This is a genomic window from Aquabacterium soli, assembly GCF_003933735.1.
GTDB classification, from domain to species: Bacteria; Pseudomonadota; Gammaproteobacteria; order Burkholderiales; family Burkholderiaceae_C; genus Aquabacterium; species Aquabacterium soli.
The window spans coordinates 12378-35568 of the sequence record NZ_RSED01000021.1 but is presented as its reverse complement, the minus strand read 5'-3'; the positions used below and the strand labels follow the sequence as shown (position 1 = coordinate 35568).

Annotated in this window: 19 protein-coding genes; 16 read left to right on the top strand and 3 right to left on the bottom strand. The window is 65.9% G+C overall.

All coding sequences use genetic code 11. The features are described 5' to 3' along the window. Positions 1-250 precede the first annotated feature (250 nt). On the top strand, positions 251-2236 hold the full coding sequence (prpR, locus tag EIP75_RS20115) for a propionate catabolism operon regulatory protein PrpR (RefSeq protein WP_125244984.1): 1986 nt from the start codon (positions 251-253) through the stop codon (positions 2234-2236). A 14-nt stretch (positions 2237-2250) separates the two neighbouring features. Here prpR and EIP75_RS20110 read toward each other — a convergent pair whose 3' ends face one another. Next, on the bottom strand, positions 2251-2643 hold the full coding sequence (locus EIP75_RS20110; RefSeq protein ID WP_125244983.1) for a hypothetical protein: 393 nt from the start codon (positions 2641-2643) through the stop codon (positions 2251-2253). A gap of 118 nt (positions 2644-2761) precedes the next feature. Here EIP75_RS20110 and EIP75_RS20105 point away from each other — a divergent pair, with 118 nt between their 5' ends. Continuing rightward, positions 2762-4399 (top strand): GMC family oxidoreductase, encoded by a 1638-nt coding sequence (locus tag EIP75_RS20105; RefSeq protein ID WP_125244982.1) that lies wholly within the window; start codon positions 2762-2764, stop codon positions 4397-4399. A gap of 37 nt (positions 4400-4436) precedes the next feature. Here the strand turns inward: EIP75_RS20105 and EIP75_RS20100 are convergent, their stop codons facing one another. Further along, entirely contained in the window at positions 4437-5456 is a 1020-nt protein-coding gene (locus EIP75_RS20100) for an HpcH/HpaI aldolase/citrate lyase family protein (protein ID WP_125244981.1), read from the bottom strand. 241 nt (positions 5457-5697) lie between these two features. On the opposite strand from EIP75_RS20100, the gene EIP75_RS20095 reads away from it, so the two are divergent. Next, positions 5698-7242: a methyl-accepting chemotaxis protein gene (locus tag EIP75_RS20095; RefSeq protein ID WP_125244980.1), complete on the top strand. Its 1545-nt coding sequence runs from the start codon at positions 5698-5700 to the stop codon at positions 7240-7242. Positions 7243-7379: 137 nt separating this feature from the next. Here the strand turns inward: EIP75_RS20095 and EIP75_RS20090 are convergent, their stop codons facing one another. Continuing rightward, a complete protein-coding gene (locus tag EIP75_RS20090; protein ID WP_125244979.1) occupies positions 7380-8366 on the bottom strand; it encodes a malate dehydrogenase in 987 nt (328 codons plus the stop codon). A gap of 281 nt (positions 8367-8647) precedes the next feature. On the opposite strand from EIP75_RS20090, the gene EIP75_RS20085 reads away from it, so the two are divergent. The 13 genes from EIP75_RS20085 (at position 8648) to EIP75_RS20025 (ending at position 23180) form a co-directional block, all read left to right on the top strand. Further along, on the top strand, positions 8648-9415 hold the full coding sequence (locus tag EIP75_RS20085) for a GntR family transcriptional regulator (RefSeq protein ID WP_125244978.1): 768 nt from the start codon (positions 8648-8650) through the stop codon (positions 9413-9415). A gap of 148 nt (positions 9416-9563) precedes the next feature. Next, positions 9564-9998, top strand: a complete 435-nt coding sequence (gene sdhC, locus EIP75_RS20080) for a succinate dehydrogenase, cytochrome b556 subunit (protein WP_125244977.1) — start codon at positions 9564-9566, stop codon at positions 9996-9998. A gap of 23 nt (positions 9999-10021) precedes the next feature. Continuing rightward, positions 10022-10384, top strand: a complete 363-nt coding sequence (gene sdhD, locus EIP75_RS20075) for a succinate dehydrogenase, hydrophobic membrane anchor protein (protein ID WP_125244976.1) — start codon at positions 10022-10024, stop codon at positions 10382-10384. 3 nt (positions 10385-10387) lie between these two features. Continuing rightward, the gene (gene sdhA, locus EIP75_RS20070; RefSeq protein WP_125244975.1) at positions 10388-12166 is read left to right on the top strand and encodes a succinate dehydrogenase flavoprotein subunit; all 1779 of its coding nucleotides are present in this window, start codon (positions 10388-10390) and stop codon (positions 12164-12166) included. Positions 12167-12196: 30 nt separating this feature from the next. Next, positions 12197-12898 (top strand): succinate dehydrogenase iron-sulfur subunit, encoded by a 702-nt coding sequence (locus EIP75_RS20065; RefSeq protein WP_125244974.1) that lies wholly within the window; start codon positions 12197-12199, stop codon positions 12896-12898. A 34-nt stretch (positions 12899-12932) separates the two neighbouring features. Then, positions 12933-13223 carry a succinate dehydrogenase assembly factor 2 gene (locus tag EIP75_RS20060; RefSeq protein WP_125245026.1) on the top strand — a complete coding sequence of 97 codons (291 nt, stop codon included), beginning with the start codon at positions 12933-12935 and terminating at the stop codon, positions 13221-13223. A 128-nt stretch (positions 13224-13351) separates the two neighbouring features. Next, entirely contained in the window at positions 13352-14662 is a 1311-nt protein-coding gene (gene gltA / locus EIP75_RS20055; RefSeq protein ID WP_125244973.1) for a citrate synthase, read from the top strand. 994 nt (positions 14663-15656) lie between these two features. Next, complete coding sequence (gene leuC, locus EIP75_RS20050; protein ID WP_125244972.1) at positions 15657-17066, top strand: 3-isopropylmalate dehydratase large subunit; 1410 nt, start codon at positions 15657-15659, stop codon at positions 17064-17066. Positions 17067-17107: 41 nt separating this feature from the next. Continuing rightward, a complete protein-coding gene (locus EIP75_RS20045; protein ID WP_125244971.1) occupies positions 17108-17248 on the top strand; it encodes an entericidin A/B family lipoprotein in 141 nt (46 codons plus the stop codon). Positions 17249-17254: 6 nt separating this feature from the next. Continuing rightward, the gene (gene leuD / locus EIP75_RS20040) at positions 17255-17902 is read left to right on the top strand and encodes a 3-isopropylmalate dehydratase small subunit (protein WP_125244970.1); all 648 of its coding nucleotides are present in this window, start codon (positions 17255-17257) and stop codon (positions 17900-17902) included. 26 nt (positions 17903-17928) lie between these two features. After that, positions 17929-19005 carry a 3-isopropylmalate dehydrogenase gene (gene leuB, locus EIP75_RS20035; RefSeq protein ID WP_125245025.1) on the top strand — a complete coding sequence of 359 codons (1077 nt, stop codon included), beginning with the start codon at positions 17929-17931 and terminating at the stop codon, positions 19003-19005. A 48-nt stretch (positions 19006-19053) separates the two neighbouring features. Next, positions 19054-20187 (top strand): aspartate-semialdehyde dehydrogenase, encoded by a 1134-nt coding sequence (asd, locus tag EIP75_RS20030; protein WP_125244969.1) that lies wholly within the window; start codon positions 19054-19056, stop codon positions 20185-20187. 278 nt (positions 20188-20465) lie between these two features. Continuing rightward, a complete protein-coding gene (locus tag EIP75_RS20025; protein WP_233584957.1) occupies positions 20466-23180 on the top strand; it encodes a motility hub landmark protein FimV in 2715 nt (904 codons plus the stop codon). Positions 23181-23191: the final 11 nt, after the last annotated feature.

Below are 23191 nucleotides of genomic sequence, written 5' to 3'. Positions count from 1 at the left end.
TGAAGGTGTCTCCAGAAAGGGATGGGGCTTGTGGCCGCGCGGGGCAGCGAAGGGCTGGAGATGTCAACGCAACGCGTGTGCCAGCCCTTGCCGGCGATGTTGCCCCCGGCCTGCGAGCTTGGCAAGGGCTTGATTCTTATGGTTATTTGGCGTGTAGCCGGCACAGTGTCAATGTCATGTTGCAGTGCGTATGTTTCAAAAATGAAACATAATGCGACGATATGATGGAACGATTGAAACGCCAAGCCTCATGAGCACCTATCCGCTGTCAGCGCCGGCTGTGTCCACCGCCTCGCCGCGCATCGTGGCGGTGGGCTACCGCCGCCTCAACAAGATGCTGCAGGAGCTGGCACCTGATTTCCACACCCGTGCCACCGTCGAGGTGCTGGACATGGGCTTCGAGCAGGCTGTCAACCGGGTGCGAGAGTTGCAGGCCAGCCGTCCGGTGGACGTGGTGGTCTCGGCCGGCTCCAACGGCGCTTACCTGCGCCAGCATCTGGAGATGCCGGTGGTGCTGGTGAAGGTGGGGGGCTTCGACCTGATGCAGGCCCTGGCGCGGGCCAAGCGCTTGTCGTCGCACGTGGGCCTGGTCACCTACGAGGGCATGCTGCCGGACCTGTCACCGTATGGCGAGCTGTTCGAGCTGGGCGTTACGCAGCGCACCTACCGCACCGAAGAGGAGGCCCGTTCCACTGTTCGTGAACTGCATGGTGCGGGCGCGCAGGTGTTCGTCGGCTCGGGCCTGGTGGCCGACCTGGCCGACCAGATGGGCCTCACCGGCATGTTCCTGTACTCGGCCGAAGCCGTGCGCGAAGCCCTGGACGACGCGGTCGAGGTGGCGCGCGCCGCCCGCATCGAACAGGCCAAGCGCGAGCGGCTCAACGCCATCCTCACGCAGCTCAGCGATGGCGTGATCGCCGTGGACCGTGACGAGCGCATCCAGACGCTGAACCCGGCCATGGCACAGCTGCTGGGGGTGGCGCCCGCACCCTGGCTGGGCCGGCGCCTGAGCGAGGTCTGCCCCGAGCTTGGGCTGCAGAACACCCTTCGCCTGGCTGTGCCCGATCTGGAGCGCATCGAACGGGTCAAGGGCAAGGCCCTGATCGTCAACCGCATGCCCATCGTGGAGCAGGGTGTGCTGACCGGGGCGGTGCTCAGCTGCCAGGATCCGATCTCCATCCAGCGGGTGGACCGCCACATCCGCTCGCGCATCAAGCCACAGGCCGAGGCGCCGCGCTATGTGCTGGAGCAGGTGCTGGGCGACAGCGCGGCCATCCAGCAGGTGCGCACGCTGGCGCGCCGGTGTGCGGCCAGTCCGGCCACCGTGCTGGTGATCGGCGAGAGCGGCACCGGGAAGGAGCTGGTGGCGCAAGGCATCCACCGCGCCAGCGAACGCCGCGACATGCCCTTTGTGGCGGTGAACTGCGCGGCCGTGTCCGAGAGCCTGCTGGAAAGCGAGTTGTTCGGCTACGAAGAGGGCGCCTTCACCGGTGCCCGGCGCGGCGGCAAGATCGGCCTCTTCGAGGCGGCGCACAACGGCACCATCTTCCTGGACGAGGTGGGCGAGATGCCCGTGACCCTGCAGACCCGGCTGCTGCGCGTTCTGCAGGAACGCGAGGTGCTGCGCGTGGGCGCCACGGAGCCCACGCCGGTCAATGTGCGCGTGATCGCCGCCACGCACCGCGACCTGATGGCCCAGGTGCAGCAGGGCCTGTTCCGCCTGGACCTGTTCTACCGCCTCAACATCCTGCGCATCGACATGCCTTCGCTGCGTGAGCGCCTGGACGATGTGCCGGCCATCGCCGCGGCCTTGCAGCGCCAGGCCTGCGCGCGCCTGGGCTTGGCGCCGCGCCAGGTGCAACCGCTGATCGATGCGCTGGTGGCGCAAGCGCCGCACTACGGCTGGCCCGGCAATGTGCGCGAGCTGGACAACCTGATCGAGCGCCTGCTGGCCTATGCGGGCCCGGCGGATGAGGGCGCGCGGCCTGTGCCGCCCGGGCAGGCGATGGACTTCCTGCGCTCGGTGGCGCCGGAGCTGTTCAGCGGCCCAACGGCGTTGCAGCCGCCTACCGAGGGCAAAGGCCTGCAGGTGCGCAAGGGCCGCCAGGCCGATGCCGAGCTCGCTGAGATCCTGTCCGTGCTGGCCGCCTGCGGTGGCGACCGGGCCAAGGCCAGCGAGCAACTGGGCATCAGCCGCACCACCCTGTGGCGCAAGCTCAAGGCCCTGGAGGGCTGACGCCGGCCAAGGTGTCAGCAGGCCATCGATTCGTGGAAGCGGCTTTCAGTGCCAGGCGAGCACGACACAGCCTCGGCCTCGATGTGCAGCACGGTGCCGTTGCAAAACGCCAGTTCGGCGTGAATCTCCGGCGCCCAGGAGAACGGCAACGCCAGATGCCGATGGGTGTGCCCCGCATGGCTCAAGGTGCCATCGGCCAGGGTGCCCAGGGCCGAACCCAGATCACCGCGCACCGTCGCGTGGGTGAAGACCACGGTCAGCGGGCCCAGAAAGCCTTCTTCGCCCTGGTCCGGGTGGGCGCTGTCGACACGGCGTGCGCTGGCCACCGACAGCCGCACACGCACGGTGCCGTCGGTCACCTCAACCTGCCGCACCTCACTGCCTTGCCATGTCAGAACCATCGTCATGGCGCGAGCGTACAGGCAATCGGGCCGCACACCCTGTCCGGTAAATGCGCCTCTGGGCCCAGGGGTGGTCAAGTCCCCGGCGGCCGGGGCGGGTCTTTGACGTAGGATGCCCCGCAACATGAGCGCTAGCGACACCACCTTCGATTACGTGATCATCGGCGCCGGCACCGCGGGCTGCCTGCTGGCCAATCGCCTGTCGGCCGACCCGTCCAAGCGGGTGCTGCTGATCGAGGCGGGCGGCCATGACGATTACCACTGGATCCACATCCCCGTGGGCTACCTGTACTGCATCGGCAATCCACGCACCGATTGGCTCTACCAGACCGAGGCCGAGCCGGGACTGAACGGCCGCCGCCTTCGCTACCCGCGTGGCAAGACGCTGGGCGGCAGCTCCAGCATCAACGGCATGATCTACATGCGCGGGCAGGCGCGTGATTACGATGGCTGGGCCGAGCTCACCGGCGACGACAGCTGGCGCTGGGATCAGGTGCTCCCGCACTTCAAGCGTCACGAGGATTACCACAGGGGCGCCGATGACCTGCATGGCGCCGGCGGCGAATGGCGCGTGGAAAAGCAGCGCCTGCGCTGGGACCTGCTCGACGCCGTGTCCCAGGCCATGCAGCAGGCCGGCATCCCGGCGTCGGATGATTTCAACCGTGGCAGCAACGAGGGCGTGGGCTACTTCGATGTCAACCAGCGCAAGGGGCTGCGCTGGAACGCGGCCAAGGCCTTCCTGCGCCCGGCCTGCTTTGCCCGGCCCAACTTCGAGTTGTGGACGGGTGCCCAGGTCGCCCGCCTGATGTTCGATGCCGTGCCGGGCGGCAGCCTGCGCTGCACCGGCGCGCAGGTGTGGACCGGCACCGAGCTGGTCACAGTACAGGCGCACAGCGAGGTGTTGCTGTGCGCCGGGGCCATCGGCTCGCCGCAGTTGCTGCAGTTGTCGGGCATCGGCCCGGGCGATCTGCTGCGCGATCTGGGCCTGCCCGTGCTCAAGGACGCGCCCGGCGTGGGCGCCAACCTGCAGGACCACCTGCAGATCCGCACCGTGTTCAAGGTGAACGGCGTGCCCACCCTCAACACGCTGGCCGGCAACGTCTGGGGCAAGGCCCGCATCGGCCTGGAATACCTGCTCAAGCGCAGCGGCCCCATGAGCATGGCGCCCAGCCAGCTCGGTGCCTTCACGCGCAGCGATGCATCGCACGCGCACCCCAACCTCGAGTACCACGTGCAGCCGCTCAGCCTGGAAGCTTTCGGTGAACCGCTGCACACCTTCCCGGCCTTCACCGCCAGCGTCTGCAACCTCAACCCGACCAGCCGCGGCACGGTGCGCATCACCAGCCCGCGCTTCGAGGATGCCCCGGCCATCGCGCCCAACTACCTGGCCACGCCGGAAGACCGCAAAGTGGCGGCCGATTCGCTGCGTGTCACGCGCCGCATCGCGGCCCAGCAGGCCCTGGCGCGCTACCAGCCGCAGGAGTGGAAGCCCGGCGTGCAGTTCCAGACCGATGAAGAGCTGGCCCGGCTGGCCGGCGACATCGCCACCACCATCTTCCACCCCGTGGGCACGACGCGCATGGGCCGCGAGGGCGATCCCACGGCCGTGCTCGACAGCCAGATGCGTGTGCAGGGCGTGGCCGGCCTGCGCGTGGTCGATGCGGGCGCCATGCCCACCATCACCAGCGGCAACACCAATTCACCGGTGCTGATGATGGCCGAGAAAGTGGCCGCAATGATCCGAAGCGCCCCCGCCAGTTGATGGTCGAGACAGGGCGCCCGATGCGCGCCGCCTCGGTTCAGGGCGAACCGAAGAACGCCGCCTCGATGTCGACCGGCAGGGGCTGACCCGTCAGCCAGGCGCGTTCCAGCACATACCAGTAGTGCCGGTAGCTGGCCCGGTCGTGCAGCACACCACGGTGCGAGGTGGGTGCCCAGTGCGCCGCCTGCGCGGCCGCCAGGATCTCCACCGCATCGTCCACCTCGGCCACCACCGGTGCGAAGGCGTCCACGATCACGGGGATCTGGTCCGGGTGGATGCTCCACATGCGGGTGTAGCCCAGCTCGCGGCAGGCCTTCTCGGCCGCCTTGGCCAGCGCGTGCGAATCCTTGAACTCGGTGACCACGCAGTGCGAGGGCGTGATCCGCGCGGCATGGCAGGCCGCGGCGATCTCCAGCTTGGCGCGCAGCACCAGCGGGTGGGTGAACTGCCCCTGCACCCCCATGGCCGACGCGCTGATGGCACCCCGGTGCTCCGAAACGAAATCCATCAGCCCGAAGGACAGCGATTCCAGGCCGGGCAGGGCGGCGATGTCGGCCACCTGCTGCAGGGCCCGGTGGGTTTCGATCAGACCGTGCACAGGCACGATGTGGCCCACGCCGTGCTGCAGACGCGCCACCTTGATGGTCTCGATGGCACGCCGGGTTTCCTGGACATCGCCCAGCTTGGGCACCATCACATAGGCCAGCCGGTGCCCGGCCAGGCGGATCAGGGTGTCCACTTCGTCCTCGAAGCGCGGGTGGCGTGGGTCATGCACGCGCACACCCACCCGTCCGAACACATTGGCCGGGCTGTTGACCAGTTCGGCCACCAGCAAGGCCTGTTCTTGCTCGCCGCCCACCGGGGCGCCGTCTTCCAGGTCGAGTGTCACGTCGAACACCGCGTGGCCGGCCTTGCCCCCCAGTTCGGCCTGCAGGGCCAGGCTCTTGCGCATGCGCGCCTCCACGCCTGCGTAGTGATCGCACACGGGCAGCACAGGCGAGGGGGACTCGGTGCCGAACAGGGCCTGGCGGGGGTGGATGGCGGTCAGGGTGGACATCGGGCTGGAGGGGCGATGAAGATCGGGGGCGGCTGCACCCGCTGCACAACGAGTATGCCAGGGGCCGCCACCCACCCTGACATCCTCCCGGTCATCGCCGGGGCCTCACCCGGCGAGGCGGCGCATGGCGGGCCTATTGTTTGGCGAAAAAATGCCGATAGTGATCAAAGCCAGGACAAGCGGACGCCCGGCGTGGTTGACAGGGACAGTCCGCGCACAACCATCGCCGAGGTGACTGCTCATGAAACTCAATCAGCTCAAGCTGGGCGCCCGTCTCGGGTTCGGCTTCGGCACGGTGCTCGTGCTGGCTGCCCTGATCGCGTCGATCGGCTGGGAGCGGCTGGGCCACACCCTGGGCAACATCCAGGCCAACACCCTGGCCCAGGAGCGCGCACAAGAAGCCCTGCGCTGGGAGGGCATGACCCTGCTGAACGTCAACCGCACCTTGGCGATTGCCAAATCCGGGGGGAACGATGAGGTCGAAAAACATTTCGCCCCCCTGATCAAGGCCACCTCCGCCGAGATCACGGCCCTGCAAAAGCAACTGGAAGGCTCACTCAGTTCAGAGGAAGAAAAAGCCAAGTTCGCCGACATCGCGGCGCGCCGCAAGGCTTACATCACCTCGCGCGATGCCATCTTCCAACTGCTGGAGCTGGACGACCCGGGCGCCAAGGAGGCCCTGAGCAGCCAGTTGATGCCGGCAGCCACGCGCTACCTCACCGCCATCCACGATTACCAGACCTACCAGCGCAGCCTGGCTGAGCAGCAGACCGCCGACACCAACCAGACCGTGGGGCGTGCCCGCTTGTTGTTGCTGGCGCTGGCCGCACTGTGCCTGCTGTCCGGCGGGGCGTGTGCCTGGTTGATCTCGCGGTCCGTGACCGTGCCGCTGCGCCGGGCCGCGGTGGCCACGCAGGCGATCGCCGCAGGGGATCTGTCGCGCGACCTCGATGCACAAGGCCGCGACGAAGTGTCCGACGTGCTGCAGGGCCTCAATGACATGCAGCGCTCGTTGCGCAACATCGTCGGCGATGTGCGCGCAGCCACCGACTCCATCAAGACGGCCAGCAGCGAAGTGGCCGCAGGCAGCCAGGACCTCTCGGGCCGCACCGAACAGGCTGCTTCAAGCCTGGAGCAGACCGCTTCGTCCATGGAGCAGATGTCGGGGGCCATCCAGCACACGGCCGATGCCGCCCGCAATGCCAACCAGCTGGCCAGTGGAGCCGCGGCTGCCGCTGGACAGGGGGGCACGCTGGTGACGCAGGTCATGAGCACCATGGACGAGATCAGCGAAAGCTCGCGCCGTGTGGTGGACATCATCGGCGTCATCGACAGCATCGCGTTCCAGACCAACATCCTGGCGCTCAATGCGGCGGTCGAGGCCGCACGGGCAGGCGAGCAGGGCAGGGGCTTTGCCGTCGTGGCGGCCGAGGTGCGTGCGCTGGCCCAGCGCGTGGCCGAAGCCGCCCGCGAGATCAAGACCCTGATTGGCGCCTCGGTGGGCAAGGTCGACGCGGGCTCTGCCTTGGTCAAGGATGCAGGCGCGTCCATGGAGACCATCGTCGATGCCGTGCGGCGCGTGGCCGGCATCATCGGCGAGATCACCACCTCTTCGGCGGAGCAGTCCGATGGCATCGGCCAGGTCAATGCCGCCGTGACCCAGCTCGACAACATGACCCAGCAGAACGCCGCGCTGGTGGAAGAGTCCGCCGCGGCCGCGGAAAGCCTGAAGGACCAGGCCGACACGCTGGCCCGCGTGGTGTCGGTGTTCAAGCTGCCCGCCTGAGGCTGCATTCCCGCTTTTCTTGCTTGCTGCTGAGGCGAGGTTTCAATCGCCCATGAAAAAACCGGCGCCACGTTGCCGTGGGGCCGGTCTTTGCTTTGAACGACGCAGGCGCCTGGCGGCGGCCGCGTCAGTTCACATCACAGCAGGTGTTTGACACCGTCTTGCTCGCCTTGCAGCTCGGCCAGGGTCTTGTTGATGGCTTCTTGCGAGAAGGCATCGATCTCCAGGCCTTCGACGATCTTGTACTCGCCGTTTTCTGTGGTGACGGGGAAGCCGAACACGATGTCCTTGGGGATGCCGTATTCGCCGTTCGAAGGCACGCCCATCGTGACCCATTCGCCCTTGGAGCCCAGAGCCCAGTCACGGATGTGATCGATGGCGGCGTTGGCGGCCGAGGCAGCCGACGACAGGCCGCGTGCGGCGATGATGGCGGCGCCACGCTTGCCCACGGTCGGCAGGAAGGTGTCGGCGTTCCAGACCTGGTCGTTCACCAGATCCTTGATCGACTTGCCATTGGTGGTGGCGAAGCGGTAGTCGGCGTACATGGTGGGCGAGTGGTTGCCCCACACCGTCAGCTTGCGGATGTCGCCGACCTTGGTGCCGGTCTTGGCGGCCAGTTGCGAAGCAGCGCGGTTGTGGTCCAGGCGCAGCATGGCGGTGAAGTTCTTGGCCGGCAGGTCCGGGGCCGACTTCATGGCGATGTAGGCATTGGTGTTGGCGGGGTTGCCGACCACCAGCACCTTCACGTTGCGCGAAGCCACGGCGTTCAGGGCCTTGCCTTGGGCGGTGAAGATCTGGGCGTTGGCGGCCAGCAGGTCGGCGCGCTCCATGCCGGGGCCGCGGGGACGTGCACCCACCAGCAGAGCGTAGTCGGTGTCCTTGAAGGCTTGCAGGGGGTCAGAGTGGGCTTCGATGCCGGCCAGCAGCGGGAAAGCGCAGTCTTCCAGCTCCATGATCACGCCCTTCAGCGCGTTCTGGGCCTTCTCGTCGGGGATTTCCAGCAGTTGCAGGATGACGGGCTGGTCCTTGCCGAGCATTTCGCCCGAGGCGATGCGGAACAACAGGGCGTAGCCGATTTGACCAGCGGCGCCGGTGACGGCGACGCGAACGGGTGCTTTGCTCATGGGCAACTCCGGAAAATTGTGTGGTGAAGGGTTAGCGACAACCCTTGAGTGTAGCGCGCCGCGAGTCTAGGCGTCAGTCCCGCAGTCGTCAATCCTCTTATGTCTTATATAAGACATCTTTCAGATTTCATCTGGACTCTGGAGGTCGTTTTGTGGTGCAATGCAGCCCGCACCTACCCGGTGCATCTCCGGGCCGGCCACAAGCCTGCCCGACGCCCGACGTTCCATTCCGACCCCGGACAGCCCGCCCCGTGTCATCAACCCCTCAAGCCTCCTTAGTCGTGGAAGCATCGCCCCCCGCAGGCGAAGGGGAACAGATCACCATCGCCGGCCCCTCCTTCAGTCCCCTGTACCAGCAGATCAAGTCCTTGATCGTGCGCAGCCTGCAGGCCGGTGAATGGCGTCCCGGAGAAGCCATCCCCAGCGAAATCGATCTGGCTGCCCGCTTCAAGGTCAGCCAGGGTACCGTGCGCAAGGCGATCGACGAACTGGCGCAAGAAAACCTGCTCGTGCGTCGGCAGGGCAAGGGCACCTTCGTGTCCACCCATGCCGAAGAAAAAGTGCAGTGGCGCTTCCTGCGCCTGACCCCCGACAAACCTGATCCCGCCGGCACCGTCAAGCGCGAACTGCTCGATTGTCGCCGCCTGCGCGCCCCGGCCGACATCGCCCGCGCGCTGGGCCTGAAGGCCGGCGACATGGTCATCGAGGTGCGGCGCGTGCTGCATTTTTCCGGCACACCCGTGGTGCTGGACGACATCTGGCTGCCGGGTCACCTGTTCAAGGGCCTGACCGCCGAGCGCATGAACGAATACAAGGGCCCGATGTACGGGTTCTTCGAGACCGAATTCGGCGTCCGCATGATCCGGGCCGAAGAGAAGTTGCGGGCGGTGGCGGCTGATCCGGCTGTCGCAGACCTGCTGCGAGTCGAGGTGGGGCACCCCCTGCTGAGCGTCGAGCGCCTGGCGCGCACCTACGACGACCAGCCGGTGGAACTGCGCCGCGGCCTGTACCGAACGGAGGCGCACCACTACCGCAACGAGCTGAACTGAAAACACCACTCGTTCCTTGCCCCTCCCCGCGCCGCCCATGGCATGTGTCACGCAACGACGCAAACCCGAGCAGGTGCCTAGCGCAAGGGATTGCCCTAAAATTCAAGATTCTGTAACCGTTCCACGACGCTCGTAGAGCCCTCCAAAAATGGCTGACAACGCGAAAACTCCCCGCCCCGTCTACAGGAACATCCACGTCACTGACCTTGTCAGCTACCGCCTGCCGCCAGCCGGGATCGTCTCGATCCTGCACCGCATCAGCGGCGTCGTGATGTTCGTCCTCTTGCCCTTCGTCATCTGGATGTTCGACACCAGCGTGACCTCCGAGATCAGCTACGACCGCTTCACGTCGCTGTTCGTGGCGGGTTGCGGCTTCGTGCCCGGTTGGTTCTTCAAGCTGGTCGCGCTGGGCCTGATCTGGTCCTACCTGCACCACTTCTGCGCCGGTGTGCGCCATCTGCTGATGGACTTCAACCACGACGCCGTGACCAAACAATCCGGACACAACACCGCCGTGGCCGTGCTGGCCATCAGCGTGCTGCTCACGCTGGTGCTGGGCGCCAAGCTGTTCGGCCTGTTCTGATCTCCACCGCAGGAAACGTCCCCATGTCTCAAAACTACGGTACCAAGCGCATCGTCACGGGTGCGCACTACGGCCTGCGCGACTGGATCGCCCAGCGCGCCACCGCCATCATCATGGCGCTGTTCACCATCGTGCTGCTGCTGCAGGTCGTCATCGGCGAGCCGGTCAGCTACTACAAGTGGGCTGCCATCTTCTCCCAGCAGTGGATGAAGTTCCTGACCTTCGTGGTCATCCTCTCCATCCTCTACCACGTGTGGGTGGGCGTCCGTGACATCTTCATGGACTACATCAAGCCGGTCGGCATCCGCCTGGGCCTGCAAGTGTTCAGCATCGTGTGGCTCGTGGGCTGCGCCGGCTGGTCCATCCAAGTGCTCTGGAGGCTGTAAAAAATGACCGCTATCGTGACCTCTCTCCCCACCCGCAAGTTCGATGTCGTGATCGTTGGTGCCGGCGGCTCCGGCATGCGCGCGTCGCTGCAACTGTCCCTGGCCGGCCTGAACGTGGCCGTGCTGTCCAAGGTCTTCCCCACCCGCTCGCACACCGTGGCGGCACAGGGCGGGATCGGTGCCTCGCTGGGCAACATGTCCGAAGACAACTGGCACTACCACTTCTACGACACCATCAAGGGCTCCGACTGGCTGGGCGACCAGGACGCCATCGAGTTCATGTGCCGTGAAGCGCCCAAGGTCGTGTACGAGCTCGAGCACTTCGGCATGCCCTTCGACCGCAACGCCGACGGCACCATCTACCAGCGCCCCTTCGGTGGCCACACCGCCAACTACGGCGAGAAGCCCGTGCAGCGCGCCTGCGCCGCGGCCGACCGCACGGGCCACGCCCTGCTGCACACGCTGTACCAGCAGAACGTCAAGGCCCGCACGCAGTTCTTTGTCGAGTGGATGGCGCTGGACATCATCCGCGACGCCGACGGTGATGCCGTGGGCGTGACCGCCCTCGAGATGGAAACCGGCGACGTGCACGTGCTGCACGCCAAGACCGTGCTGTTCGCCACCGGTGGCGCCGGCCGCATCTATCAAGCGTCGACCAACGCCTTCATCAACACCGGTGACGGCCTGGGCATGGCGGCACGCGCCGGCATCCCCCTGGAAGACATGGAGTTCTGGCAGTTCCACCCCACCGGCGTGGCCGGCGCTGGCGTGCTGCTGACCGAAGGCTGCCGTGGCGAAGGCGCCATCCTGCGCAACAGCAACGGCGAGCGCTTCATGGAGCGCTACGCGCCCACCCTGAAGGATCTGGCTCCACGCGACTTCGTGTCCCGCTCGATGGACCAGGAGATCAAGGAAGGCCGTGGCTGTGGTCCCAACAAGGACTACGTCGTGCTCGACATGACCCACCTGGGCGCCGAGACCATCCACAAGCGCCTGCCTTCGGTGTTCGAGATCGGCCACAACTTCGCCAACGTCGACATCACCAAGGAGCCGATCCCGGTCGTGCCCACCATCCACTACCAGATGGGCGGCATCCCGACCAATGTGTACGGCCAGGTGGTGATTCCCGCCAACGGCAAGCACAATGAGATCATCAACGGCCTGTACGCCGTGGGTGAATGCTCCTGCGTGTCGGTGCACGGCGCCAACCGCCTGGGCACCAACTCGCTGCTCGACCTGGTGGTGTTCGGCCGCGCCGCCGGCAACCACATCGTCGAGACCAACCTCAAGACGAAGGCGCACAAGCCCCTGCCCAAGGACGCCGCCGACTACACCCTGTCGCGCCTGGCCCGCCTGGACAGCGCCAGGAACGGCGAGTACTCGCAGGATGTCGCCAACGAGATCCGTTCGACCATGCAGGCCCATGCCGGCGTGTTCCGCACGCAAAAGAGCATGGACGAAGGCGTCAAGAAGATCGCCCAGGTGCGTGAGCGCGTCAAGGGCATTGGCCTGAAGGACAACTCCAAGGTCTTCAACACAGCCCGCATCGAAGCCCTCGAAGTCGACAACCTGATCGAAGCCGCCCAGGCCACGATGGTGGCTGCCGCCGCCCGTCCGGAGAGCCGTGGCGCCCACGCCCACGACGACTTCCCTAACCGCGACGACGAGAACTGGATGAAGCACTCGCTGTGGTACTCCGAAGGCAGCCGCCTGGACTACAAGCCCGTGAACCTGCAGCCCCTGTCGGTGGAATCCGTTCCCCCGAAGGTCCGTACGTTCTGACCGACAGCGACACAGGAATTAGGAATCATCATGAAGCGCACATTCCAGATCTACCGCTACGACCCGGACAAGGACGCCAAGCCCTACATGCAGACCATCGAGGTGGAACTCGACGGCCACGAGCGCATGCTGCTGGACGCTCTGGTCAAGCTCAAGGCGGTCGATCCCACCCTGTCGTTCCGCCGCTCGTGCCGTGAAGGCGTGTGTGGTTCGGACGCCATGAACATCAACGGCAAGAACGGTCTGGCCTGCCTGACCAACATGCGCACGCTGCCCGGCGTGATCGTGCTCAAGCCGCTGCCCGGTCTGCCCGTGGTCCGCGACCTGATCGTGGACATGACGCAGTTCTTCAAGCAGTACAACTCCATCAAGCCCTACCTCATCAACGACACGCCGCCGCCCGAGAAAGAGCGTCTGCAGTCGCCTGAAGAGCGTGAAGAACTCGATGGCCTGTACGAGTGCATCCTGTGCGCCAGCTGTTCCACCAGCTGCCCCAGCTTCTGGTGGAACCCCGACAAGTTCGTGGGCCCCGCCGGTCTGCTGCAGGCCTATCGCTTCATCGCCGACAGCCGCGACGAAGGCACGGCCGAGCGCCTGGACAACCTGGAAGACCCGTACCGCCTGTTCCGATGCCACACCATCATGAACTGCGTGGACGTGTGCCCCAAGGGTCTGAACCCCACCAAGGCCATCGGCAAGATCAAGGAACTGATGGTGCGCCGCGCCGTCTGAACCCAGCCTTGCGATGACCGAACAACGCCAGTCCATGCCCGATACCGACGTCAGCACCCCGGCCGCACCCGATGCGGATCTGCTGCGGCGGCTGCGCTGGCGTTGCCGCCGTGGCCTGCTCGAGAACGACATCTTCATCGACAAGTTCTTCGAGCGCCATGGCGACCACCTGACCACGCCGCTGGTCCAGGGCTTGCTTCAATTGATGGACCTGTCTGACAATGACCTGCTCGATCTGCTCCTGTCCCGCAAGGAACCGGAAGGCGATCTGGCCAGCGCAGAAGTCGTACAGGTGTTGTCGTTGATGCGGGTTCCCCGGGCGTAGTCGGGTGTTTTGTACCCCCCGAGTCGAAGGACTGATGGGGTGTGTGCAAGACCCATAATGCCGACCAAGGTTAATCCCTAGTCACCGATAATCGTCTCTCACAAGACCGACCCCTAGTAGGAGTGCTCATGACCCCGTCCGACGTGAAAGCCACCCTGTCGTTCTCCGACGGCAGCCCCAACATGGAACTGCCCATTTACAAGGGCTCCATCGGCCCGGATGTGATTGACATCCGCAAGCTGTACGGTCAGACCGGCAAGTTCACCTACGACCCCGGCTTCCTGTCCACCGCCTCCTGCAACTCGACCATCACCTACATCGATGGCGACAAGGGTGAACTGCTGTACCGCGGCTACCCCATCGAGCAGCTGGCCACCAACTGCGACTTCCTGGAAACCTGCTACCTGCTGCTGAATGGCGAGCTGCCCAACGGCGCCGAGAAGGAAGACTTCGTCAAGAGCGTGACCAACCACACGATGGTCAACGAGCAGATGCAGTTCTTCCTGCGCGGCTTCCGCCGCGACGCGCACCCGATGGCCGTGATGACCGGCCTGGTCGGCGCCCTGTCGGCCTTCTACCACGACAGCACGGACATCAACAATCCGGAGCACCGCAAGATCGCCGCGATCCGCCTGATCGCCAAGATGCCGACGCTGGTGGCCATGGCCTACAAGTACACCATCGGTCAGCCCTACATCTACCCGAAGAACGACCTCTCGTACACCGAGAACTTCATGCGGATGATGTTCGCCACGCCGTGCGAAGAGTACAAGCCCAATGACGTGCTGGTGCGCGCCATGGACCGCATCTTCATCCTGCACGCCGACCACGAGCAGAACGCGTCGACCTCGACCGTGCGCCTGTGCGGCTCGTCGGGCACCAACCCGTTCGCCGCCATCGCCGCTGGCGTGGCCTGCCTGTGGGGCCCGGCTCACGGCGGTGCCAACGAGGCTGCCCTGAACATGCTGACCGACATCCAGAAGAACGGCGGCGTGGAAAAGATCGGCGAGTTCATCGCCCAGGTCAAGGACAAGAACTCCGGCGTCAAGCTGATGGGCTTCGGTCACCGCGTGTACAAGAACTATGACCCGCGTGCCAAGCTGATGCGCGAGACCTGCCACGAAGTGCTGAACGAGCTGGGCCTGCAGAACGACCCGATGTTCAAGCTGGCCATGGCCCTGGAAAAGATCGCCCTGGAAGACGAGTACTTCGTGTCGCGCAAGCTGTACCCGAACGTCGACTTCTACTCCGGCATCGTGCAGCGCGCCATCGGCATCCCGGTGCCTCTGTTCACGGCCATCTTCGCGCTGGCCCGCACCGTGGGCTGGATTGCCCAGCTGAACGAAATGATCGGCGACCCCGAGTACAAGATCGGCCGTCCGCGTCAGTTGTTCGTCGGCTCGCCCAAGCGCGACGTCACGCCCATCGGCCAACGCTGATCGGCTGCTCGTTGGCCATCGCTTTGGGCGGTGGCTTTCGGGCCCATGCAAAACCCCGGCTTGCAGGCCGGGGTTTTTCTTTGTGCATTCGCATTCGCTGGTTGCGTCGGTAGGGTAGGTGACTTGCTCCTTTGTCTGCCTTGGTTTGAGTACTTTGTCGTGAGAGCGCGGGGCGCGGGATGTGTGGGCATCCGGCCGGGCGCCTGTGTTGTCGGTCCTGCCTGCGGCAGGACTGCCTTGCGATGCTCGCGACGAGGTGGGGTCGCAGAACTCGCTACGCGGCTTCGCCGCTTCGCTCAAACAGCTGCGACCAGTCAGTTGAACGAAGCACGCGCTACGCGCGTGCCCACCTCGCCGCTGCGCTTCGCAGCGCCAACGAAGGCGCCCGTCCGGCTGCCCCCACATCCCTTTTTCGCCCCGCTGTGGCGTGCCGAGAAGGCAGCGACAGTGCACGGTCGATGCGAAAAATCACCACGGTTCGCGCGTTTCGCAGGCGCCAGACCGCGCAAGGCAAAGGACAACCCCCTCCGCATGCGGCGAGCGGGGCAAAAAAGGGGCTGAGCCGACATCCGGCTGGGCGCCTTGAGGGTGCCGAGGAGCGGAGCGGCGAGGTGGGCGCGCGCAGCGCGCTTCGTTCAACTGACTGGCCGCAGCTGTTTGAGCGCAAGGCTCGAAGGGCCTGGAGCGAGTTCTGCGGCCCCACCTTGCCGTGAGCACCGCAGGGAAGTCCTGCCAAAGGCAGGACCAACCGAATGAAGCCCGGACGAATGTCGGCTCAGCCCCCGCCCCGCGCTCTCACGAAAAACGCGAAACCCTCCGCAAGCCAGAAAGCCAGGGTATTGGCAACCCTTCCTCAGCCTATTACTGCCTGTAACCCCGAGGCCCCGGGGGCGATAACCCTCGCGTGTTCGGGGCCAATGTCTTAAAATCGACGTCTCCCCGCTGTATGCGCCTACCCACGCCCGATACCAGCCCGCCAAGGGCCCTTGCCACCATGGGACGCACCCTCTACGACAAGCTCTGGGACGAACACGTCGTCCACACCGAAGATGACGGCACCGCCGTGCTCTACATCGATCGCCAGCTGCTGCATGAAGTGACCAGCCCCCAGGCCTTCGAGGGCCTGGACATCGCTGGCCGCAAGATGTGGCGCCTGTCGGCCAACCTGGCCGTGAGCGACCACAACGTGCCCACCACCGACCGTCGCGACGGCATCAAGGACCCGGTGTCCAAGCTGCAGATCGACACGCTCGACAACAACTGCGACCGCTTCGGCATCACGCAGTTCAAGATGAGCGACAAGCGCCAGGGCATCGTCCACGTGATTGGCCCGGAGCAGGGCGCGACCTTGCCCGGCATGACCGTGGTCTGCGGTGACAGCCACACGTCCACGCACGGCGCCTTCGGTGCGCTGGCCCACGGCATCGGCACCTCCGAGGTCGAGCACGTCATGGCCACGCAGACCCTGCTGGCCAAGAAGGCCAAGAACATGCTGATCAAGGTCGAAGGCACCTTGGGCAAGGGCTGCAGCGCGAAAGACATCGTGCTGGCCATCATCGCCAAGATCGGCACGGCGGGTGGCACGGGCTACACCATCGAGTTCGCCGGCAGCGCCATCCGCGCTCTCAGCATGGAAGGCCGCATGACCGTCTGCAACATGGCCATCGAGGGCGGGGCGCGCGCCGGTCTCGTGGCCGTGGACGACAACACGATCAATTACGTCAAGGGCCGCCCCTTCACGCCCTCGGGTGTCGAATGGGACCAGGCCGTGGCCTACTGGCGCACCCTGCACTCCGATCCGGACGCCCACTGGGATGCCGTGGTCGAGCTGGACGCCGCCCAGATCGAGCCGCAGGTCAGCTGGGGCACCTCGCCCGAGATGGTCGTCAGCGTGAACGATCGCGTGCCTGATCCTGATAAAGAGAAGGACCCCGTCAAGCGCTCCGCGATGGAACGCGCGCTGACCTACATGGCGCTCGAGCCCAACAAGGCCATGAGCGACATCCGCATCGACAAGGTGTTCATCGGCTCGTGCACCAACTCCCGCATCGAAGACATGCGCGAGGCGGCGGCCGTGGTGCGTCGCATCGGTGGCCGCGTGGCCTCCAACGTCAAGCTGGCCCTGGTGGTGCCCGGTTCGGGCCTCGTCAAGGAGCAGGCCGAGCGCGAAGGCCTGGACCAGGTCTTCAAGGCCGCGGGCTTCGAATGGCGCGAGCCTGGTTGCTCCATGTGCCTGGCCATGAACGCCGACCGGCTGGACCCGGGCGAGCGTTGCGCCTCCACCAGCAACCGCAACTTCGAAGGCCGGCAGGGCGCTGGTGGCCGCACCCACCTGGTCAGCCCGGCCATGGCGGCCGCGGCGGCCATGGAAGGCCATTTCGTCGATGTGCGCCGCATCGCTTGAACCAACCCTCTGACCAACCTCTCATTCCTGGAGATTCAGACATGACACGTTTCGCTTCGCTGATCGCTGTGTTCGCCGCCCTGATCGCTGGTCTGTCGCTGGCCGGTTGCAACACGGTGCACGGTTTTGGTCAGGACGTCGAGAAGGTCGGAGACAAGATCTCCGGCGCTGCCAAGAAGTAATTCCCCATGCAAGCATTCCGCATTCACAAGGGCCTCGTGGCCCCGATGGACCGGGAGAACGTCGACACCGACGCCATCATCCCGAAGCAGTACCTGAAGTCGATCAAGCGCACGGGCTTCGGCCCGAACCTGTTCGACGAATGGCGCTACCTGGACGCGGGCGAGCCCGGCCAGGACCCGGCCACGCGCAAGCCCAATCCTGATTTCGTGCTGAACCAGCCGCGCTACGCGGGTGCGTCGATCCTGATCGCTCGCAAGAACTTCGGTTGCGGCTCCAGCCGCGAGCATGCGCCCTGGGCGCTCGATCAGTACGGCTTTCGCGCCATCATCGCGCCCAGCTTCGCCGACATCTTCTTCAACAACAGCTTCAAGAACGGCCTGCTGCCGATCACACTGAGCGAGCTGCAGGTGGACAACCTTTTCAATGAGGTGCTGGCGTTCCCTGGCTACGAGCTCACCATCGATCTGGAGAAGCAGGTCGTAGTCAAGCCCGATGGCGGCGAGCTGGCCTTTGACGTGCAGCCCTTCCGCAAGTTCTGCCTGCTCAATGGCTTCGATGACATCGGCCTGACCCTGCGCCACGCCGACAAGATCAAGGCCTTCGAGGCCGAACGCCTGGCCCAGAAGCCCTGGCTGAACCACCGCATCGTTTAAATCAACCCGCTGAGATTCCCATGGTCATGAAGATTGCAGTGCTGCCGGGCGACGGCATCGGTCCCGAGATCGTCACCGAGGCCGTCAAGGTCCTCAACGTGCTCGATCTGCCGTTCGAGCTCGAAGAAGCCAAGGTCGGTGGTGCCGCCTACGATGCCCACGGCCACCCCCTGCCCGAGCACACCCTCAAGCTGGCCATGGATTCCGACGCCGTGCTGTTCGGCTCGGTGGGCGACTGGAAGTACGACAAGCTCGACCGGCCCCTGCGCCCTGAGCAGGCCATCCTGGGCCTGCGCAAGAACATGGGCCTGTTCGCCAACTTCCGCCCGGCCATCTGCTATCCGCAGCTCACGCACGCGTCTAGCCTCAAGCCCGAACTGGTGGCCGGCCTGGACATCCTGATCATCCGCGAGCTCACCGGCGACATCTACTTCGGCCAGCCGCGTGGCCGCCGTGAATCGCCCGATGGCGAGTTCAAGGGCGCCCCCGAAGCCTTCGACACGATGCGCTATTCGCGCCCCGAGATCGAGCGCATCGCCCACGTGGCCTTCCAGGCTGCGCGCAAGCGCGGCAAGCGTGTCACCAGCGTGGACAAGGCCAACGTGCTCGAGACCTTCCAGTTCTGGAAGGACGTGGTCACCGAGGTGCACGCCCAATATCCCGACATCGAGCTGGACCACATGTACGTGGACAACGCCGCGATGCAGCTGGTCAAGGCGCCCAAGAAGTTCGATGTGCTGTTCACTGGCAACATGTTCGGCGACATCCTGTCCGACGCCGCGGCCATGCTGACCGGCTCCATCGGCATGCTGCCCTCGGCCTCGCTGAACGCCAAGGGTCAGGGCCTGTACGAGCCCAGCCACGGCTCGGCCCCTGACATCGCCGGCAAGGGCGTGGCCAACCCGCTGGCCACCATCCTCAGCGCCGCGATGATGCTGCGCTTCAGCCTGAACCAGGAAGAGGCCGCCAGCCGCATCGAGCGCGCCGTGCAGGCTGTGCTGGAGCAGGGCCTGCGCACGCCCGACATCTACAGCGACGGCACGCAGAAGGTCGGCACCACGCAGATGGGCGAGGCCGTGGTGGCCGCGCTCAAGGCGCAATAAAGCCGCGCCATTCCAAAGACACCCTGAGGCATTTAGAAGGATTTCATCATGGCGACGAAACTGGTTGGATTGGTGGGCTGGCGCGGCATGGTCGGCTCGGTGCTCATGGACCGCATGCAGGCCGAGGGTGATTTCGCCCTGATCGAGCCGCTGTTCTTCAGCACGAGCAACGCGGGCGGCAAGGCCCCCGCTGTGGCCAAGAACGAGACCACGCTCAAGGACGCGTTCGACATCAACGAACTCAAGCGCTGCGACATCATCATCACGGCCCAGGGCGGTGACTACACCACCGAGGTGTTCCCCAAGCTGCGTGCCGCGGGCTGGAATGGCCATTGGATCGATGCCGCCTCCACCCTGCGCATGAAGGACGACGCCGTCATCATCCTGGACCCGGTCAACATGCCGGTGATCAAGAACGCACTGTCCGATGGTGGCAAGAACTGGGTCGGCGGCAACTGCACCGTCAGCTGCATGCTGATGGGCGTGGGTGCGCTGTACAAGGCGGGTCTGGTCGAGTGGATGTCCACGCAGACCTACCAAGCCGCATCGGGTGGTGGCGCGCAGCACATGCGCGAGTTGCTCACGCAGTACGGCACGCTCAATGCCGAGGTGAAGGCGCTGCTCGATGACCCCAAGAGCGCCATCCTCGAGATCGACCGCAAGATCATCGACAAGCAGCGTTCCTTGAGCGCCGCAGAGACCGCCAACTTCGGCGTGCCACTGGGTGGTTCGCTGATCCCGTGGATCGACAAGGATCTGGGCAATGGCCAGTCCAAGGAAGAGTGGAAGGGCATGGCCGAGACCAACAAGATCCTCGGTCTGGGCGAGGGCTTCGGTTCTGCACCCATCCCGGTCGATGGCTTCTGCATCCGCATCGGTGCCATGCGCTGCCACAGCCAGGCCCTGACCTTCAAGCTCAAGAAGGATGTGCCGGTCGAAGACATCGAAGCGATGATCGCCGCCGACAATCCCTGGGCCAAGGTCGTGCCCAACACGCGCGAAGCCTCCATCCAGGACCTGACTCCGGTGGCTGTGACGGGCACGCTCACGATCCCCGTGGGCCGCATCCGCAAGCTCGCCATGGGGCCCGAGTACGTGGGCGCCTTCACCATCGGCGACCAACTGCTCTGGGGTGCTGCCGAGCCGCTGCGCCGCATGCTGCGCATCCTGCTCGACGCCTGAACCTCGATCGCTGAAACAAGTTGTGACGACGCCATGTTGCCCTGCGGCGACAATCGGCGCCGTCCGGCATGAAGCAGGTAGGGATAAGCCAGCGATTCACGCAGATCAGTATTTGCGTGAGCTTGTTTCCCTATCTGCTTGATGCTATTGTGATTTCTTCTATCGTTCAGTGTCGGGGCGCGTTGCGATCTCCGGGCTGAAACGACTCGGGGGACGCTTTGAAAGATCGATCGTTGTCAGCGGGGCACCTGCCTTCGCATTCTGTTTCGCCCTTCACCGTGAAAAAGGTCGCGCTTGCCGCGGCCTTTTCTGCGCTGTCGCTGGCGCCCATGGCGTCATGGGCCTTGGGCCTGGGGCGCCTGAACGTGCAGTCGGCACTGGGTGAGCCCCTGCGTGCCGAAATCGAGATCACCGCGATCTCGAACGAAGAGGCTGCCTCGCTGCAGGCCCGTGTGGCCAGCCCGGAAACCTATCGCGCTGCAGGGGTCGACTACAGCACGGTGCTGGCTGCCACCACGATCACGTTGCAAAAGCGCGCTGATGGCCGCTCGGTGCTGCGCTTGAGCAGCGACCGCACCGTCTCCGAGCCCTTCGTCGACGCCATCCTGGATCTGGCCTGGTCTTCCGGCCGCCTGGTGCGCGAATACACACTGCTGTTCGATCCCGCCACACCGCGTTCTGCCGCGCCCCAACAACAGACCGCCCCGGTGATGGACGCGCCTGTGGCGCAACCCGCGCCCTCTGCACAGCCCGCGCCGGCGCCGGTCCCTGTGCCGCTGCCGCCCGTGGCTGCGCCCGCCCCATCGGCCACTGCTGAATCCTCGCGCCCGAGCGCTGCGCCGCGTCCGTCGCGCCCGCCTTCGGCTGCATCTGCGCCGGCTCCAGCACGCGCCCAGGCGCCTGCGCCTAGGCCTGCCCCTGTGCCGCCTGCCCCCGCGCCATCGGAAGCCGTGGCCGAGCCAGCCCGCGGCGGTGATGCCCAGAGCGTGAAGGTTCGCGGTGGTGACACGCTGTCCAAGATCGCCGAGAAGAACCTGACCCCCGGCGTGTCCCTGGATCAGATGATCGTTGGCCTGTACCGTGGCAACCCCCATGCCTTCCAGGGCAACAACATGAACCGGCTGAAGTCCGGCGTGGTGCTCAACGTGCCGGACGCCGACAAGGCCACGTCTGTGTCGCAGCCCGAAGCACGTCAGATCATCATGGCGCAGAGCACGGACTTCGCTGCCTACCGCCAGCGCCTGGCGTCGGGTGTCACGGAATCCGTGGCGTCCACGCGCCAGCGCCAAGCTTCTGGCAAGGTCGAGGCCGAGGTCGAAGACCGCAAGCAGTCCGCCGCGCCCACGCCTGACAAGCTCACCCTCAGCAAGGGTGGTGTGGCGGCCGGGCAGGGGGCTGAAGACCGCCTGGCCAAGTCCCGCGCCGAGAAGGACGCCGGAACCCGTGTGGCCGAGCTGTCTCGCAACCTCGACGAACTGCGCAAGCTGAAAGAGAAGTCGGCGGCATCGGCCGCTGCCTCGAAGGCCGCGCCGGCGCCTGTGGTCAAGCCGGCTCCTGTGCCTCCCCCGCCGCCGCCTCCTCCTCCCCCACCACCACCACCTCCTCCTCCGCCGCCGCCCGCACCGGCGCCGGTTCCCGCGCCAGTGGCTTCCGTGCCCGCCAGCGTGCCGTCTGCTGCCGAGCCTGCTTCAGAGGCCGCATCTGGCGCCGCCACCAGCGTGGCCGATGCCGCGTCCGAACCCGCTTCGGTGGCCGAGGCTGCTTCGCTGCCGGCCCCCACGCTGCCCAAGCCGGTGCAGATCCCGGTGCCCGAACCCGAGGCATCGTCGCCCAGCTTCTTCGAATCGGTCGATCCCTTGCTGCTGGCCGGTGCTGGCGCCGGTATCGCCCTGATCGCTGGCCTGGGTCTGTTCCTGCGCTCGCGCCGCAAGCCGGACAGCGCCGAGACCTCCTTCCTCGAAAGCCGCCTGCAGCCCGACTCCTTCTTCGGGGCCAGCGGTGGGCAGCGCGTCGACACCCGGGACGCCACGGGCGGCCCGTCGTCGATGAGCTATTCGCTCAGCCAGCTCGATGCCATCGGCGATGTCGATCCCGTGGCCGAGGCCGATGTCTACCTGGCCTATGGCCGCGACCTGCAGGCCGAAGAGATCCTGAAGGAAGCCCTGCGCAGCAACCCCGATCGCCTGGCCATCCGCACCAAGCTGCTGGAGGTCTATGCCAAGCGTCGCGACACCAAGGGCTTCGAGCAACTGGCCGGCCAACTGTTCACCCTGACCGGTGGCGCGGGCGATGACTGGCTGCACGCTCAAGAGATGGGCCTGAGCATCGACCCCGAGAACCCGCTGTACCAGCCGGGTGGCCAGCCCTCGTCCTACATGCCGCAAGAGCCGGTGTACCAGGAGCCCCTGGGCGCCAGCACCGTGCCGCTGTCGGAGATGCCGCCGCTGCACGATGTCGCCCCGCCTGTGGCACCTGCGCCGCAGCAGGTCTACACCAAGGACGACCGCGACCTGGGCATCGACCTGGACATCTCTGCGCCGGTGCCTCTGGACGACGATCTGCCTTCGCTGGACGACGTGCCGCCGCTGACCGGTGCCTACCCGGCCCAGCCGAGCGTGGCGCCGGCCCGCGCAGACGACGACCTGTCGCTGGATTTCGACCTGCCGCTGGATGCGGGCACCCCGGCGCCTGCGCCGGTGGCCCAGGCTCCAGCGCCCGGCCCGGCCCCGACGGCACCGATGGACTTCGATCTGTCCGGCATCAGCCTCGACCTGGGTGATCCAGCCCAGCCCGATGGTGCTCAGTCCGCCGACGCCGCACCAGCCGCAGAGAACCCCGCAGACAACCCGCTGGCCCGCAAGCTGGACCTGGCCGAAGAGTTCCGCCACATCGGTGATGTGGATGGTGCCCGCGAGCTGCTGCAGGAAGTGGTCGCCCAGGCCGATGGCGCGCTGCGCGCCAAGGCCCAGGCCATGCTCGACAGCCTGGGATGACGAGGCGCTGA